The organism is Paraburkholderia sp. BL6665CI2N2 (assembly GCF_004366535.1).
GTDB lineage: Bacteria > Pseudomonadota > Gammaproteobacteria > Burkholderiales > Burkholderiaceae > Paraburkholderia.
This window is the reverse complement of sequence record NZ_SORC01000001.1, coordinates 1853335-1867276: the sequence shown is the minus strand read 5'-3', so window position 1 is coordinate 1867276 and position 13942 is coordinate 1853335. Positions and strand designations below refer to the sequence as shown.

Annotated in this window: 11 protein-coding genes and 4 pseudogenes; 5 read left to right on the top strand and 10 right to left on the bottom strand. The window is 61.4% G+C overall.

Features of this window, described 5'->3' with window-relative positions:
- Positions 1 to 985: 985 nt before the first annotated feature.
- The 5 genes from B0G81_RS08385 to B0G81_RS08375 form a co-directional block, all read right to left on the bottom strand.
- Entirely contained in the window at positions 986 to 1333 is a 348-nt protein-coding gene (locus B0G81_RS08385) for a response regulator (RefSeq protein WP_106286009.1), read from the bottom strand.
- Positions 1334 to 1710: 377 nt separating this feature from the next.
- The gene (locus B0G81_RS44485; protein WP_243856394.1) at positions 1711 to 2505 is read right to left on the bottom strand and encodes a hypothetical protein; all 795 of its coding nucleotides are present in this window, start codon (positions 2503 to 2505) and stop codon (positions 1711 to 1713) included.
- A gap of 60 nt (positions 2506 to 2565) precedes the next feature.
- Positions 2566 to 2901, bottom strand: a complete 336-nt coding sequence (locus B0G81_RS44480; protein ID WP_243856393.1) for a hypothetical protein — start codon at positions 2899 to 2901, stop codon at positions 2566 to 2568.
- Positions 2901 to 3182: a hypothetical protein gene (locus B0G81_RS44475; RefSeq protein WP_243856392.1), complete on the bottom strand. Its 282-nt coding sequence runs from the start codon at positions 3180 to 3182 to the stop codon at positions 2901 to 2903. The genes B0G81_RS44480 and B0G81_RS44475 overlap by 1 nt, the downstream gene beginning before the upstream one ends.
- A gap of 295 nt (positions 3183 to 3477) precedes the next feature.
- Complete coding sequence (locus B0G81_RS08375) at positions 3478 to 4029, bottom strand: hypothetical protein (protein ID WP_134134386.1); 552 nt, start codon at positions 4027 to 4029, stop codon at positions 3478 to 3480.
- Positions 4030 to 4449: 420 nt separating this feature from the next.
- On the opposite strand from B0G81_RS08375, the gene B0G81_RS08370 reads away from it, so the two are divergent.
- The 4 genes and pseudogenes from B0G81_RS08370 to B0G81_RS08355 all read left to right on the top strand — a co-directional run.
- The gene (locus B0G81_RS08370) at positions 4450 to 4722 is read left to right on the top strand and encodes a hypothetical protein (RefSeq protein ID WP_134143027.1); all 273 of its coding nucleotides are present in this window, start codon (positions 4450 to 4452) and stop codon (positions 4720 to 4722) included.
- Between the two features lie 226 nt (positions 4723 to 4948).
- Positions 4949 to 5209: pseudogene (locus B0G81_RS08365) on the top strand (TonB family protein); the annotation flags it as partial.
- A 423-nt stretch (positions 5210 to 5632) separates the two neighbouring features.
- Positions 5633 to 7297, top strand: a complete 1665-nt coding sequence (locus B0G81_RS08360; RefSeq protein WP_208328600.1) for a PQQ-binding-like beta-propeller repeat protein — start codon at positions 5633 to 5635, stop codon at positions 7295 to 7297.
- 291 nt (positions 7298 to 7588) lie between these two features.
- Positions 7589 to 7983, top strand: a pseudogene (locus B0G81_RS08355) (DDE-type integrase/transposase/recombinase); the annotation flags it as partial.
- Here B0G81_RS08355 and B0G81_RS08350 read toward each other — a convergent pair.
- Positions 7919 to 9295 carry an FAD-binding oxidoreductase gene (locus tag B0G81_RS08350; protein ID WP_134134380.1) on the bottom strand — a complete coding sequence of 459 codons (1377 nt, stop codon included), beginning with the start codon at positions 9293 to 9295 and terminating at the stop codon, positions 7919 to 7921. The pseudogene B0G81_RS08355 and the gene B0G81_RS08350 overlap by 65 nt on opposite strands.
- A 628-nt stretch (positions 9296 to 9923) precedes the next feature.
- Here B0G81_RS08350 and B0G81_RS08345 point away from each other — a divergent pair.
- Positions 9924 to 10142 (top strand): annotated as a pseudogene (locus tag B0G81_RS08345) (IS30 family transposase); the annotation flags it as partial.
- 54 nt (positions 10143 to 10196) lie between these two features.
- On the opposite strand, the pseudogene B0G81_RS08340 reads toward B0G81_RS08345, so the two are convergent.
- From B0G81_RS08340 to B0G81_RS08325, 4 genes and pseudogenes are all read right to left on the bottom strand, one after another.
- Positions 10197 to 10925 (bottom strand): annotated as a pseudogene (locus B0G81_RS08340) (IS6 family transposase).
- A gap of 494 nt (positions 10926 to 11419) precedes the next feature.
- The gene (locus tag B0G81_RS08335) at positions 11420 to 11866 is read right to left on the bottom strand and encodes a VOC family protein (RefSeq protein WP_134134378.1); all 447 of its coding nucleotides are present in this window, start codon (positions 11864 to 11866) and stop codon (positions 11420 to 11422) included.
- A gap of 250 nt (positions 11867 to 12116) precedes the next feature.
- On the bottom strand, positions 12117 to 13016 hold the full coding sequence (locus tag B0G81_RS08330; RefSeq protein ID WP_243856391.1) for an ABC transporter substrate-binding protein: 900 nt from the start codon (positions 13014 to 13016) through the stop codon (positions 12117 to 12119).
- A 51-nt stretch (positions 13017 to 13067) separates the two neighbouring features.
- Entirely contained in the window at positions 13068 to 13808 is a 741-nt protein-coding gene (locus B0G81_RS08325; protein ID WP_134134376.1) for an SDR family oxidoreductase, read from the bottom strand.
- Positions 13809 to 13942 lie beyond the last annotated feature (134 nt).

The window sequence follows — 13942 nt, the reverse complement described above, 5'->3', positions numbered from 1 at the left end:
TCGACGTAACCCGTCAGATTGGAATCTCAGACGCTTGAGTTACGCAGCGCTTTGCAAGACGTCGGCCACACAACGTTCGGATTGAGTGTCCCGCCCGCCGGCACCGGCGTCAAGACGAGGCGACGTAGCAGCGAGGGCATCGTGCCAGCATGGCGAAACAGGCGCGCAGAGGTGTGCCCTCACCCGATAAGCGGTTTCACGCATGAACCCGTCCGAATAATCCTCGGAGTTTGCACACACTCCCATTCGCCACCGCGTGCGCCAAGGCTTAAATTGACGGGCAGGCGGTGACGAAACCGCCGCTCACGCGGAAAGAGTGACGCCGGAGACCAGCGAGCGGACCCATATTGCGTGACTGGCCATGAACGCACTAATCGTCACGAGAGGTTGCAATGCGACGTGCATATCATTATCGGGGCTTCGAGGCGACCATTGAAGTCGAGTCGGTGCCGGCTGTTATTGTCGCGGGCTCGGTGGTCGCGTCGGGAGGTCTTGTGGTGAAGGTTACTGTGCGACACCCGCCGTCCGGACGTGAGTTTCCCCCAGCCCAGCTCCTGGACGAAGGCGAACCGACGTTCGCCACCGAAGCTGAAGCCCTGATGGCAGGGTTTAGTGCCGCCCCACCGGCTCATTGATGACGCGCTTGCAGAACGATGATGGCCGAATACTTTGTCGTGCATCCTAGCCACGTCGTAGCCCGCGCGCTGTTAGATGGGTAAAAGCGGCGTCGGATTTTCTAGCCGCTCGTGTCACAGGCACACGAGTTATCCGCAGTACCCGAGCGACGCTCTTTCAATTTCATCACTCAGAATATTCGCGCAAAGACGTGGCACCCCGTGCCCGAAGCCGTTGGTTGACTCACGGCCGTTGTCAGAACGCGGCTAGCGTACCGTTTCAAATACGACAATTGTCTCTATCGAGACGAGTGAAGGCGCAAAAGTGAACAATGCCGCGCCGTCTACCAGGAGCACCGGTGTGGTCCGCTTCAGCCTGAGAGCAGAGACTCGAATTGTTCAAGTGATAGCGGCTTCAGAAGCTGGCCATCGAAGCACGACATGTCGAAGCGCTCGGGGACGTCATCATACGCGGTCATTGAGAAGATGCGCCGGGACGCATATTTCTCGGATGCACGGAGCCGCAGGCACAACTCGTGGCCGCTAATGTCAGGCAGTCCAATGTCCACGAGAATGAAATCGAAAGCGCCGTCACCGCAGGCCGCAACCAATGCGTCAGCACCGGAATACGCTTTCGTCACAGCATGCCCCATGGAGCATGCGACGTCAGCCAGCAGGTCAGTTGTAGCGCTGTAGTCGTCAACAAGAAGAACATTCATCGGACATCACTCCAACATGCAGAACGCGTGAGGGCCGTCGCCTCACCTTGCGATGTCATGCAATTCTGTGCCGCGATTAACACGTACGCGGAGTACCATTGCATCCATGCTCGCGCCCAAGGTGCTTACCCGTCCTGGAATTCGCAGCAACGTCGGGCGTCTCCTCGTCGCGCGAGAACTGTACTCGACACATCGAAGCATTTTCCAGCAAAACCTCGGCCACATAGCGAATATGAACACTACGCTGGTCGGACAACAATCATGTCGACATGGCGGCTCAGTGTGTGACTTTGGCGTATGTTGATTGTTGCTGCGCTCAAGGCCGCGCCGAAAGCGGCCACAGTCGCGCCGAAGGAAACCGATTCGCCCAGGCGAACCTAACCGAGCACTGCCAGTAGCTTGATAAAATTGCGTTTGGCGCGATAGGTCTGTCGGATTGACTCGAGTTCATCGCCAAACTGCGCAAGCTCGTTCAGTTGGGCCCGCAGTCTCCCGATGGTCCGCACAATGCCGAACGCCTCCTCATAACGGGCATTACGCGTTCCACTTTCGGCGGCGATGGGCAGCAGGCGGTGATACAGCGCGATGGCGTCGTGCGGACAGGTCTTTGCGCGAATGGATGCCATCGTTGCCCACATCGTTGTCGCGACCGGACCGCCACAGAACGTCTTCCATGCCGTGTCGTTCTCGCGCCCGGCGAGAAAGATTTTGACCAGTTCGGTTCGCGTCGGCATCTGCAAGGAGCTGCGCTTCGCTTTAGTCGACGCATCTTCAGCGCGAACAAGACTCCACAGATGATTGAGCGCGCGCTCGCGCGTCATGTCGTGCTGGCCCGTCGCGCTGGCGACATCCATCAACGCGGCGAATGCTTCGGCACCCGGGCGCACCTCAAAGCGTTGCCATGCGAACGCATCTGCTTTTGCGAATTCGCCGCGCCGCAGGTTCCCCTGGATGCAGAAGTCGAGGAGACGTTGGTCCACGTTCTTTCCCGATTCCGTGAGGCCGCCTTCGCCCCACGCGAGACCTTCGTCGTAACGCCCGTGCTTTGCGCAAAGCTCTGCGACCAGCAAAAAACGGTAGGGACTCGACAGGTCCTTTGAGCGGATACGAATCAGCGCGTCGACGTCGCCGTCGAGTTCCGCCAGCGCCTCCATCGCGTGTTCCAGTCGCATGCGCAGCGGTTCGAACAACCGGCGAAATTCATCGCTCGGCGCCAGTGCCGGCAGGCCGTCTCATCCGTTTTCTACAAGCGTGCGGTACCGACGAATCCCAAGGTTGCCGAGCGGCTCGGCGTAAGCCGGCAACACATCGTAGAAGGTATCCCATACACCTTCGGTGTGAAACCGGAACAGTCGCTCGGCAAGCCTGATTGGGTCCGGGTGGGTCTGTCGACAGGCTTCGAGATGCACGGCGACAAGCTCCATGATGGCCGGCATCACATCGCCCCCGGAGTCATCAATGTGCTCGAGACTTGCTTCGGCGCCGGCAATCGCCAGTTCCGCAAGCTCGACCACCTGGGTGGCCTGAGGACCGTCGAGCCGCTGTCGCAGCATGACCGCGAGCGCCATCAGGCCGTCGCCGTACGCGCCGGCTTCGCGCCACTCGAGCGGTCGCGAATGCGCGTCGCCTGTCGTACCGCGGTGTTCATGCTTGGCAGGTCACTGGCGTTCGCCGCACGCGCTGCGAACAGGAGCTTGTCGCGCAGCGCCATGTCGCGCTCGACCGCTTCCAGCAACAAGTCGCGCACGGCTCCCGCATTCAGCGTTGCAACATATTCACGAATCTGCTCCTCGTACGTCTTGCGCTTTTTACGAGGCTTTGTCGGCTCTGACTCATCGGCATGAAACACGTCCGCGCCGGTATTCTCGAGCCACGACAGGGCGACCGCGACCGCGTCGCTTGCAGAAGATACCGTCCGCGCCGACCAGACAGTCGCATTCGTAGGTCAGCTCGCCGTCGTCGCCCACGCCAAGCTCGACGCTGTACCTGTGCGTGCCACGTACGCGCCCAAGGCGTAACGCTCCCGTAGAGCGTCGGCGCACACAATCCGGACCCTGTGGACCTCGACGAACGCGGCGGAATCACCGGCGACGTGGAGTCAGGTCAAGAGAACCGTTCATCCACTCTCACGCCGTCTCCACGACTTACGCGTCGGACTTCCACGGCCATGAGGGGTAGACTCGCCCGCTGCTTTCAACGCTCTCCCGGTGGGCCTCGGCTTGTCCGCCATTACGCTCGACATCGCTAGCGCTCGGAGCCTCGTCCGCCTGCAAGCTCCCGGAACTTCCATCGGTCGAATCAGTGCACACGTCCTCGCCGGCTTTCAGCGGCGGCAGGCCCGCGCCGAACCACGGAACTTCGCCCCGTAACGCAGCGACATACGCCCGCCATCCCTCCGCGTTGCCGGCAAACAGGCTCCGTCGAACAGCGGAAGCAAGACGCCTGCGATTCAGCTCAGGCTCAAGCAGTTCCCGCGGCCATGCGAAGAAGGCGTCTGACACTCGCTGAACAAACTGCTCTGCTGTCATCCGCGGCGATACCTGTTCCAGGAGCGGGAAGCCTCCAAGCGGGCCGTGCGCTTCGGCCAGTTCGCGTACGGTCTTGTGGCCGTCACCGCATTTCAGGAGACGGTTTGCGACCTCCAGTACGTCTCCAAGGTGAAGCAACAAGGCACGGCGCTCGAATGCATCATTCATCTGCTCATTTCTCCCCACGTGAGTCGAAGCACGATTCTAGCTCGCCGGTCGCGTAGCGCCGTGAGACGAACGACGTTCGCGTTGCCTCGAGTGGAAAAGATTCAGACTTCTCCGCGGAACTGCCTGACAGAGCGTCCATCCGGTCGATTTATCAGCAACCCAATACTGCCGATGCATGGCGAGGCGACAGTGAGTCGCCCTCAGGCAACGCAGGCGCGCGGATTTCGATGCTCAGGGACGAGCCGGACTGTGCCGTCGGCCATCCAGTTCCAGGCGACTCTCCAAGGCCCACTCACCTCGAAATATCCGGTTTCATAAATCACAAATCCCTGGTCAACATTGCCTGCGCCTGTGGCGTTAAGGAAATGAACAGTGAACAACCATCCCGTCACCCGAACGGAAAACTTGCTGGAGCGGAACATGAAAAGCACGAACGAGCGGTCCCTGCGCGGTCAGGTCGAAAAGTGGCTCGCACCGGCTCCCACGATGCACGTTCGTGTAACCAGATTCAGTCGCGCCGCGGGGAATGGGAGACGCTACGTGCGCGTCGAAATGTCGTCGCCAGCCGGAGCGCGCGCGTTGTTTTTCTTCAGGCAGGATGACGGCAGGTGGAGCGTGTTCCCGCCGACTGCCAACAGGCGGAAATCAACTGCAGAGCACCTTCTCGTGCAGGTGGCCGCCGCCATCCCTTGATGACGGTCACGAGTTCGCCGCTCAACCGCGGCGCTCGGAATTCAATCCGGCTTTCGGGCCTGTGCACGGCTGTTGAGCCGCATTTTCGCAGGATGGGCGAAGTCCACGAACACGTGCGGCGCCACTGCACAGCGCGTGGGCCGTCTCGGCACAAGCCGGGCAGACGTCAGCTATGCAGGAGAAGAAAAGCATCCTCATTGTCGGGCATGCGGCTGGTGGAAGGGCGCGATCCGTCGTGGTGGTTGTGTTCATCGTGGATGGGAATGGACAGCTCGTGTCGTCTTCGGTGCACTGGACGAACGGTGACAGTGGCGCCGAACGCACGGCCCTCGCGACGCTGCGCCGGGCATCGCCGTTACCGCAACCACCGCCAGACCTGCTCGACGGGCGCGGCCATCTGGAATTGATGGAGGACTGCCTCTTCAACAACAACGGCAAGTTCCAGCTGCGCGCGTTGGCCTCACCGCAGGCGACAATCATTGACTGAAGCGGGAACGGTTTCCCAACCGTGCGCGCTGCAGACCCATCCGGCACACGGACCCTCAACGCGTCGCGATGAGGTGCTCTGCGGTGCAGCGAACTGATGCCGGGCCCGTCCCTCTGTCGCAGTCGCGAACCGTGCCTCCCGGCGACAGACGGAAGCCCGTCATCCCGTCCTGCATCGCCTTCCGTGTGCGGTGACTTTCTGATTTCCGGGCGTGCGATTTGCTGCTATGACGTGGTGGTTACGCGCGTTCAACTGACGCCTGATCCCGCGCGTTGCATCCGGACTGCGCGTTCTACGTTGTGGCGGCGGCCGGCCCAATCAATCGATCCCCGGGAGGCTCACATGGATCGCACCGAACATTCCGGCAGGGGTCATCCCTGCATCCGTTCCTGGAGGCTGCGTGCCTTGCTCACCGTGCTTGCAATGGTGTGTGCATCGTGCGGCGGTGGCGGCGGCACGACAGTCGATGCGGGAACAACCGGGGGCGGTGGGGCCGGAGGTGCGGGGAGTTCGGGCGGTGGAACCGGAAGTTCTGGAGGCGGAGGCGCCGGTACCGGCAGCAGTTCCGGGAACCCCGCCGCATCGACCGACGTTCTGACCTACCACAATGACCTGGCGCGCACCGGCCAATACCTTGTCGAAACGTCCCTCACGCCGGCCAACGTCAACGCGTCAGGCTTCGGCAAAATCGCGTTTCTGCCAGCGGACGGCAAGGTCGATGCGCAGCCGCTTTACGTCAGCAACCTCAGCATCGGCGGGGTGGCCCACAATGTCGTCTATGTCGTCACCGAACACGGCAGCGTCTATGCGTTCGACGCCGACACCAGCGCGCAGCTATGGCAACGCTCGCTGCTCGGCGCCGGCGAGACCACGAGCGACGATCGCCACTGCGGGCAGATCACACCAGAGATCGGCATTACCGCCACACCCGTCATCGATCGAGCCCGCGGCGCGAACGGTGCGCTCTACGCGGTCGCAATGAGTAAGGATGCGGGCGGCGGCATCCACCAGCGGCTACACGCGGTTGACCTCGCGACAGGTGCCGAGATGCTGGGCGGCCCGACCGGGATCGCCGCGACCTATCCCGGCACCGGCGCCAACAGCAGCAACGGCGTCACCGTCTTCGACCCGCAGCAGTACGCAGAACGGCAGGCACTCACTCTCGTCAACGGCAACGTTTATCTCGGCTGGACTTCACACTGTGATCAGGGCACCTATGGCGGCTGGGTGATGGCCTACGACGCCGCGACGCTCGCGCAGACGGGCGCACTGAACCTGACGCCCAACGGTAGCGAAGGTTCTATCTGGATGAGCGGCGCCGGAATGGCGTCGGATGGCACCTCACTCTACCTGCTCGACGCAAACGGCACCTTCGACCCGACGCTGAACGCGCAGGGTTTCCCGGCGAACGGCGACTACGGCAACGCGTTCCTCAGGCTGTCGACGTTGCCGCGGCTCGCGGTGGCCGACTACTTCGAGACCTTCGACACGATTGCCCAGTCCGCGCAGGATGCGGACCTCGGTTCTGGCGGCGTACTAGTGCTGCCCGAGCTGACCGATGCAAGCGGCGCGATCCGCCATCTGGCGCTGGGCGCCGGCAAGGACTCAAAAATCTATGTGGTCAACCGCGATGCGATGGGCGGATTCAACGCCAGTGCGAACCTGATCTGGCAGGAAGTCGATGGCCAGTTGCCGGGGGGCGAGTTCGGCATGCCGGCCTATTACAACGGCGTCGTGTACTTTGGCGCGGTTGGCGACAATCTCAAGGCCTTTCCCCTGAGCGCTGCACGACTCGCGACGACGCCGTCGTCGCACAGTTCCGGCACGTTCCCTTATCCGGGCGCGACGCCGAGCATCTCGGCCAACGGAACGACGAACGGCATCGTCTGGGCAGCCGAGAACGGGGCCACGGGCGGCCTGCATGCCTTCGACGCCGGCGATCTCGGCCGGGAGCTGTACGACAGTACCCGGTCCGGTGCGCGTGACGCGTTCGGCGCGGGCAACAAATTCATCACGCCGATGATCGCGCATGGCCACGTGTACGTCGGCGCAACGAATGGCGTCGCGGTATTCGGGCTGTTGCACTGAAACCGGAGGATTGTCGCGACAGCGGGCTGTTGTAGGGATACCGGTCTCGCCGGCCGTCGCCGGGACCGCCCCCAGCTGGACACACATCGGAAACTGATCATGACGCGATGCGCTGCCGGACGCACTAAACGCTCAAGGGTCAAAACAGGTTGTGCGGCCAGTCACCGATAAAAGGCGGGTTCCATGCGCAACGCTACGATGGCACAGGTCGAACGCGCGATTGTTGATTCAGCGCATTGGAGGCGTTCAGGTTCGCGATCTCAGCCCAACTGAAGTAACGGCACTCAAAACCGTGCGGTAGATCGAGCCGGCCAGACGGTAGACTTCATGCTCAGAGCGAAGCGCGACGTGGCCGCGGCCAAAGCCTTTTTCAGCAAGGCAATCAAACATCAGGGCCAGCCGCCGGAGGCGATCACGCTCGATGGGTATGCAGCGTCACACCGGGCGGTGCGTGAGATGAAGGCGGATGGCCTGCTGCCTGAGGACACGAAGATCCGGTCCTCGAAGTACCTGAACAATCTGATCGAGCAGGACCATCGAAACATCAAGTCCAGAACGACGTAATGCTCGGCTTCAAACGATTCAGGAATGCCGTGACCACAATTTCAGGGACGATCCCCGTCAGGCCAGCGGCCGGATGTTCTGGTTCATGCGGAAGAAGTTCGTCGGATCGTACTTGGCCTTGATCTGCTGAAGCCGTCGGTAATTGGGACCGTATGCAGCTGCAATTGGTTCGCCCGTCTCGTCGTCGTCTAAGTAGTTGACATAGCGACCGGCGGCAAAGAAAGGTCGCATCGCTTCGTAGGTTTCGCGAGCCCAGGCGACGCAGGCGCCGGTCTGCGCCGGCTGCATCCATTGAGCGAGCACGAGGAAGTTGTAGCCTTCACTGCGGTGCGGGAAGGCCGTATCGGCAACATTTACCCGGGTAACCGCACCGTGAAAATGTTCGAGGAGCAGTTGGCCCATTGTCGTCGGGCACCGCGCGAAGCAGCTAATCATGGTGTCGATCGCAGCGTCGCTCAGCTCGGTGAGGAAATTGGACTTCCAGTAGTTGAGAGCTCCTTTCGGGTACCCGGCGTCGAGCATGCTGTTGAGCTCAGAGTAGGGGATCGGCCCAACGGCATCCAAAATGGGAAGCGCGAACTGTTTCAGCGGCCGCACGGCCCTTTCGGCGTCTTCCAACGGCCCGCAGTGACAGGTAACCAAGGCAGCCACTTCCGTGCCGGACCCGTCCGGCGCATGCGTCAGCGATGCGAACAGTGTGTGCTCATCAGGTAGCGATCGTGTGCTGTCGCGGAAGAATTCGAGCAGGGCGCGGGAGCGTTCGATTGGGTGGACGATCGGGCCGCCCGTAATGGTCGGCCCAACCGGGTGGAGTTCATACTCGAAGCTCGTGGCGACTCCGAAGTTTCCGCCGCCGCCGCGAAGCGCCCAGAAAAGCTCGGGCTCCTGGTGCTTGCTCGCCCGCAAGACCTTGCCGCCAGCCGTGACGAGCTCCACCGCGCGCAGATTATCGAGTGCGAGGCCGTATTTGCCCATCAGCCAGCCCACCCCGCCCCCGAGGGTAAGCCCGGCAATGCCCGTGCTGGAGACCACGCCCCCGGTGACGGCCAGGCCATGCAACTGCGCCTCGCGATTGAGTTCGCCCCAAGTGACGCCGCCTTGCGCCCAGACTGTTTTGCTCTCCCAATCGACTTGGATGCCCTTCATCGGCGAAAGATCGACCATCACCCCACCATCAATCGTCGCCCGTCCCGCCACGTTGTGGCCGCCGCCGCGAATTGCGACCTCGAGGCCGAGCCTGCGGGTGAGATCGAGGGCCCCGACAACGTCGGCCACGCCGTGGCACTTGGCGATCAAGGCGGGCCGCTTATCGACCAGGCCGTTGTGGACCCTTCTCGCATCCTCATAGCCGGCGTCCATGGGTTTCAGGAGCTGCCCTCGGTAGCTGGCAGCAAGCTCGGCCGCAGCGTCGGCCAAGGATTCAATCGGCAGCATGACGTTTTCTCCTCGAATTCGCCCCAAGTCGTCTGCGTTCGCATTGAGCTTGTGTAGCTTGATTTGTTATACGGCGGCACCGATAGGACATGCAGACTAATGGGAGGCGCAATCCGCCAAGCATTTCTCTGCTCTCACTTTTATTGGCTTCCGTCGAGCATGAGGCAGTCTGACCAAAAACCGACAGCGTGCGTGTTTGCGTCGGGCGTAAAAGCGGATATGTCGCTTCCGTGAAAGGCCGATGATTTGTGGTACCGGGTGCCCAGCCGAACGGCCGTTGCGCCCCGGAAGCTGCCGTTGACGTTGCACCTGCTTGAAGGGCGGTTCAGGGTCGGGCTGAGTCCTTCCGCGCTTCGAACTCATCGCCGCAAAGCGGTCATTGGTATTTCGCTTCCCGGAAGCGGCCGGTCGTCAACGCGCACTCCCGACCCACTCCCGCCAGTCGCGCTGTCTGGCTTCCAACGGCAGGTAACTGTGTGGTCCGGTCATCCAAGCCGGCTTCTCGCGGACGGCGGTTCGGTGATAGCCGACGTTTCGAGATAGCGGAACGTGCGTCGGCTCACAGTTGGCGGATTCAACCGGTCGATGCAACACACTAGAGGCTGCCTGAGCAGCGGGAGTGTTGCAAATGAAACAGCGACGCCGGATTTACTATAGTGAGACGCAGAAGGCGCTGGTGTGGGAACGCTGGCGCAAGGGCGAATCCCTGCAAAAGATCGCCCAACTGTTTGATCGGAACCACTCGTCGGTGCTGGGAATTCTGGCGGAGACAGGTGGAATCCAGCCACCACAAAGGTACCGATCGAGATGGGCGCTGACATTGGAGGAGCGCGAAGAGATATCGCGAGGGCTTTGTCAACTTGTCGAGGCTGAGGAGGAAAGACGGCAGGAAGGCGCATCCTCAGAAGGCGCAGGACGGATTTTGGGCGACTTCCGGGATGTCGCGCCATGCAACAAATCGCGCCGCGAGTTGTTTGCGATAGAGTGAAGCGCACAGCAGATGCCGCTTGAGCGCAAAATGTTGCCGGATCGGCCCAAAGCACGAGAGAAATTTCTGTGCGCGTTTCGGGTCGCGAAAGCCTCGGACGCGACGCTCGCGCTCGCGCGTCGGTTGATGGCTGTTCTCTGCGCGGTTGTTCAGTCGAACTGCCGCTTTGGCAAACACGTGCTTGACGTTCGCAAGTTCCGGGATCTCGGCTTTTGCCGCCGGATAGCTGCGCAACTGATCGGTGACAATCTTGCGTGGGGCCGGGTTCGAACGCAATACACGCTTGAAGAAGCGTTTGGCAGAGGCTTTGTCGCGCCGCTTTTCCAGCAGGATGTCGAGTTCGGCGCCATGCTCGTCGACCGCACGCCACAGCAGGTAGGGTTCGCCACGCAGCGTGACGAACATCTCATCGAGGTGCCACGTACTAGCCGGCTTGCGTCGCACCGCTTTCACTCGCTGAGCAAAGCCCTAACCAAACTTGTCAGACCAGCACCGGATCGTCTCGTATGTCACGATCACGCCGCGTTCGAAAAGCAGTTCCTCGATGTCGCGCAGGCTCAACTGAAAGCGGAGATACCATCGAACAGCGCAGCTGATGACACCAGCCGGGAAACGGTGACCATGATAGAGCGATTTCTTCATCGCGCTATCTTATCCGACGGGTCACGCAACCTGACAACGCCCTCTGTCGTGATCATCCCACCGACCGCGTACGAGGACTGGTTGTCGTGCCGGAATCCTGATAAGGCTCGTTCGTTCTAAACCTGTTCCCCCCGCCGATGAGATGGTGGCCGAGGCGCTCCCACTGCCACCGCGCAAATCAACCGCGAAGCCTGCGGACAACGCGCAACACTAGCGACAGGCGGCCGTCGCTGTTCGACCCTCCGGCGACATTCGGTCTGTCCGCTTTCCGGCATGCCGGCTGCGTGAGGCGTATTCAGGCTCGTCAGCTTAGCTACGATCGGGGCGATCGAAGAGCCCAGGGCGCCGCCTCTTTGGACGGTGCAACGGTCAGTGCGCCCCGGTCGGACCGCTCGCTCGCGATTCGGCAGTTGTGGGCCGGAGCGCTTCGCGCCAATCAGCTAGCGCTAGGCGGGCATCCGTAAACGTTTAAGGCATCCAATCCGGGCCGAGCGTCAGCCGTAGACCAACTCGGTGCTCTGTCCGACCTCGATAATATATCCATCCGGATCGCGGATGTAGCAGCGCGTCTCGCCGTACTTGGGGATCGGCTCCGAGATGAACTCCGCTCCTCGACTTTTCCATAATTCATAGCACGCTTGAATATCTGCAACGCGAAAATTCAAAAAGCTGTTGATGTGATCCGGGTCGGGGACGCTGAGCGTTACCGTCGGCTTATCAGGGGTCGGGCCACCTCCAACATTCAGAATCATCCAGATATTCGCAAGCTGAAGGTACCCAGGCGCGTTGCCGTCACCGAGGCTCAGAATGCGAGCGTCGAAGACCTTTTCGTAGTATCGAGCCGATCGCTCGATGTCGGCGACGGTGAGAAAATGCGCGATGCTGATCCCTTCTCGCGGGGGCATCTCATAGCTCTTCTGCTCGATTTGTACGCTGTTCATTGAGGACTCCGATTCCGATATAGGGCTCTCTAGTACGTGCCTCAAGTCTCCCGCCTATGAACTTGAACGGGAATTCCGGCATTTCTAGCTCACCAGGTGATGCAAGTCCCTTCGGCCAGAAACTGCCGTTCACGTGCGTCGTCGGTCGGACGTTCACGCGTCGGCTTCACCCCGTAAACGGCCATGCAGAAGAGATATGACACCACAGCGCGGGTCGACTCCTGGTCATCCTGATTGAGTAGCGGCCCGCTTACGAGGCCGGGAGGTACATCTGGTCGGCGGTTCCCGCTGGGATGCCAAGTTCGGTGGCGACCGCGGCGACCCCCTGCTGCGCGACTTTGAGGTCCACCCGACCGTCGGAAGTGAAATACGGGCGGACGTACCGCTCGTAGTATTGCTCCGCTTCCTCGCTGGTCAGTCGGCCCAACATCGAAGTGATGTATTTGACGGCCAGACCGGGTTGTTCGGCGATCGTCTTGAGCGCCCGCTTGTTGGCCCGCACCAGTGCCTGCAGGGCCGGATCGTCAAGCGAGATGCGCGCAGGATCCACGGCGAGTCCCACGGTGGGGATCTGGAAGTGGTCACCCACCCAGCACAGCACCGAAAAACCCTCCTCGAGGGCGACCTGTTCGGGCGCTAACGTGCTGCCCACGTAGGCGGCGTCAATCGAGCCGTCGCGAAGGCGTCTCAGGTCCATCTGGTAGTCCCCCGGGATCCGTTCCACGCATTCCAAGTCGCGATCGGGGTCCAACCCGTGCTTGCGCAGCACGATCCGCGCGAAAACCCCGGGGGCGGTGCGAGCCCCGTGGACCGCCAGTCGGCGCCCTCGAAGACCGTCCATGGATTGCACCCCGTTGGCGCCAAGGAACCAAAAGAGCGGACGATGGGTGTTGACCGCGAGGGCCGTCCATTGGATACCGTCGGTCAGCCGCGACAATAGAGTTCGGCCCAGACCGATGGTTGCGCCGGCGCGCACGCGTTCAATCTTCCACACGGCTCCGTCGCGGAGGGCGACGTGGATACCTTCATCTTCGAAATATCCCTCTTGATCGGCCACATGCGCGATCAGCTCTTCGTGAGTACCACTGCCCATATGAGTCAGGTCAATCGAGTGCATTGGCAACACCTCTGTCAGGTCAATCAATCGCATTGGCAAAATAGCTGCTCTCCGAGTCTCGGACGATTCGCGTGCTCGTTGTGTTCACTCCATGCCAAATCCCCCACTCACCGGAATGTAGTGGCCGGTGGTGAAACCCGAAGCATCACTTGCCAGGAACGCCACCGTATTGGCCACCTCGTCGGGACGGGCGAGCCGTCGCATCGGTATGGACGCCGCGATCGCCTCCAGCCGTTCGGGCGAGACTAGCCCAGTCGAAGTAGCGCCCTCCACGGTGGTCGGTGCGACGAGGTTGGCGGTGATTCCGTGCGGCGCCAGTTCCAAAGCGACGTACCGCACGAACTGGTCCAAGGCAGCCTTGGCGGTCCCTAGGGTAATCATCCCATCACGCGGATGACGCGACAGCAGGGTACTCATATAGACCAGCCGCCCATGGCCACGAGAAATCATTCCCGGCACAACAGCCTTCGTTGCCAGGAAGGCGGCACGCAGCTCAGTGTCGAGCTTGCCACCGAGTTGCTCCCAGCTCAGGTTGGCGAACGAGGTAACGTCATACGGCGTCAACGCGTTGTGCACGAGAACGTCGACTTCGCCCCACCGCTGCTCGATTTCATCGACCATGGTCGCGACATCATGAGGCTCGGTGACGTCGGCTTTAATCGCCACGGCTTCTCCACCGGCTGCGACGATAGTCGCGACCACGTCCTCGGCGTGGGATGCGCTGGCGCGATGGTTGACGACCACCTTGTACCCGTGTTCGGCCAGAGCCACCGCAACAGCCGCGCCAATGCCCCGGCTGGCTCCCGTGATTAGCGCGACTGCCATGAGATCACCTCCACCTTAACGCTGGCCGGGTACTTTTTCCCGGAGCGTATACGTCGCCCCACATCGAGCAACTCAATTTTAGGAAATTCCTAAAGTGAAGCCCAACACCAACCATGGATAAACAGTCTTGTCCA

Coding starts and splice junctions, on each gene's coding strand:
- B0G81_RS08385 (WP_106286009.1), bottom strand. CDS start 1,333: ATGAATGTTCTTCTTGTTGACGACTACAGCGCTACAACTGACCTGCTG.
- B0G81_RS44485 (WP_243856394.1), bottom strand. CDS start 2,505: ATGCGACTGGAACACGCGATGGAGGCGCTGGCGGAACTCGACGGCGAC.
- B0G81_RS44480 (WP_243856393.1), bottom strand. CDS start 2,901: ATGGCGCTCGCGGTCATGCTGCGACAGCGGCTCGACGGTCCTCAGGCC.
- B0G81_RS08375 (WP_134134386.1), bottom strand. CDS start 4,029: ATGAATGATGCATTCGAGCGCCGTGCCTTGTTGCTTCACCTTGGAGAC.
- B0G81_RS08370 (WP_134143027.1), top strand. CDS start 4,450: ATGAAAAGCACGAACGAGCGGTCCCTGCGCGGTCAGGTCGAAAAGTGG.
- B0G81_RS08360 (WP_208328600.1), top strand. CDS start 5,633: ATGGTGTGTGCATCGTGCGGCGGTGGCGGCGGCACGACAGTCGATGCG.
- B0G81_RS08350 (WP_134134380.1), bottom strand. CDS start 9,295: ATGCTGCCGATTGAATCCTTGGCCGACGCTGCGGCCGAGCTTGCTGCC.
- B0G81_RS08335 (WP_134134378.1), bottom strand. CDS start 11,866: ATGAACAGCGTACAAATCGAGCAGAAGAGCTATGAGATGCCCCCGCGA.
- B0G81_RS08330 (WP_243856391.1), bottom strand. CDS start 13,016: ATGCGATTGATTGACCTGACAGAGGTGTTGCCAATGCACTCGATTGAC.
- B0G81_RS08325 (WP_134134376.1), bottom strand. CDS start 13,808: ATGGCAGTCGCGCTAATCACGGGAGCCAGCCGGGGCATTGGCGCGGCT.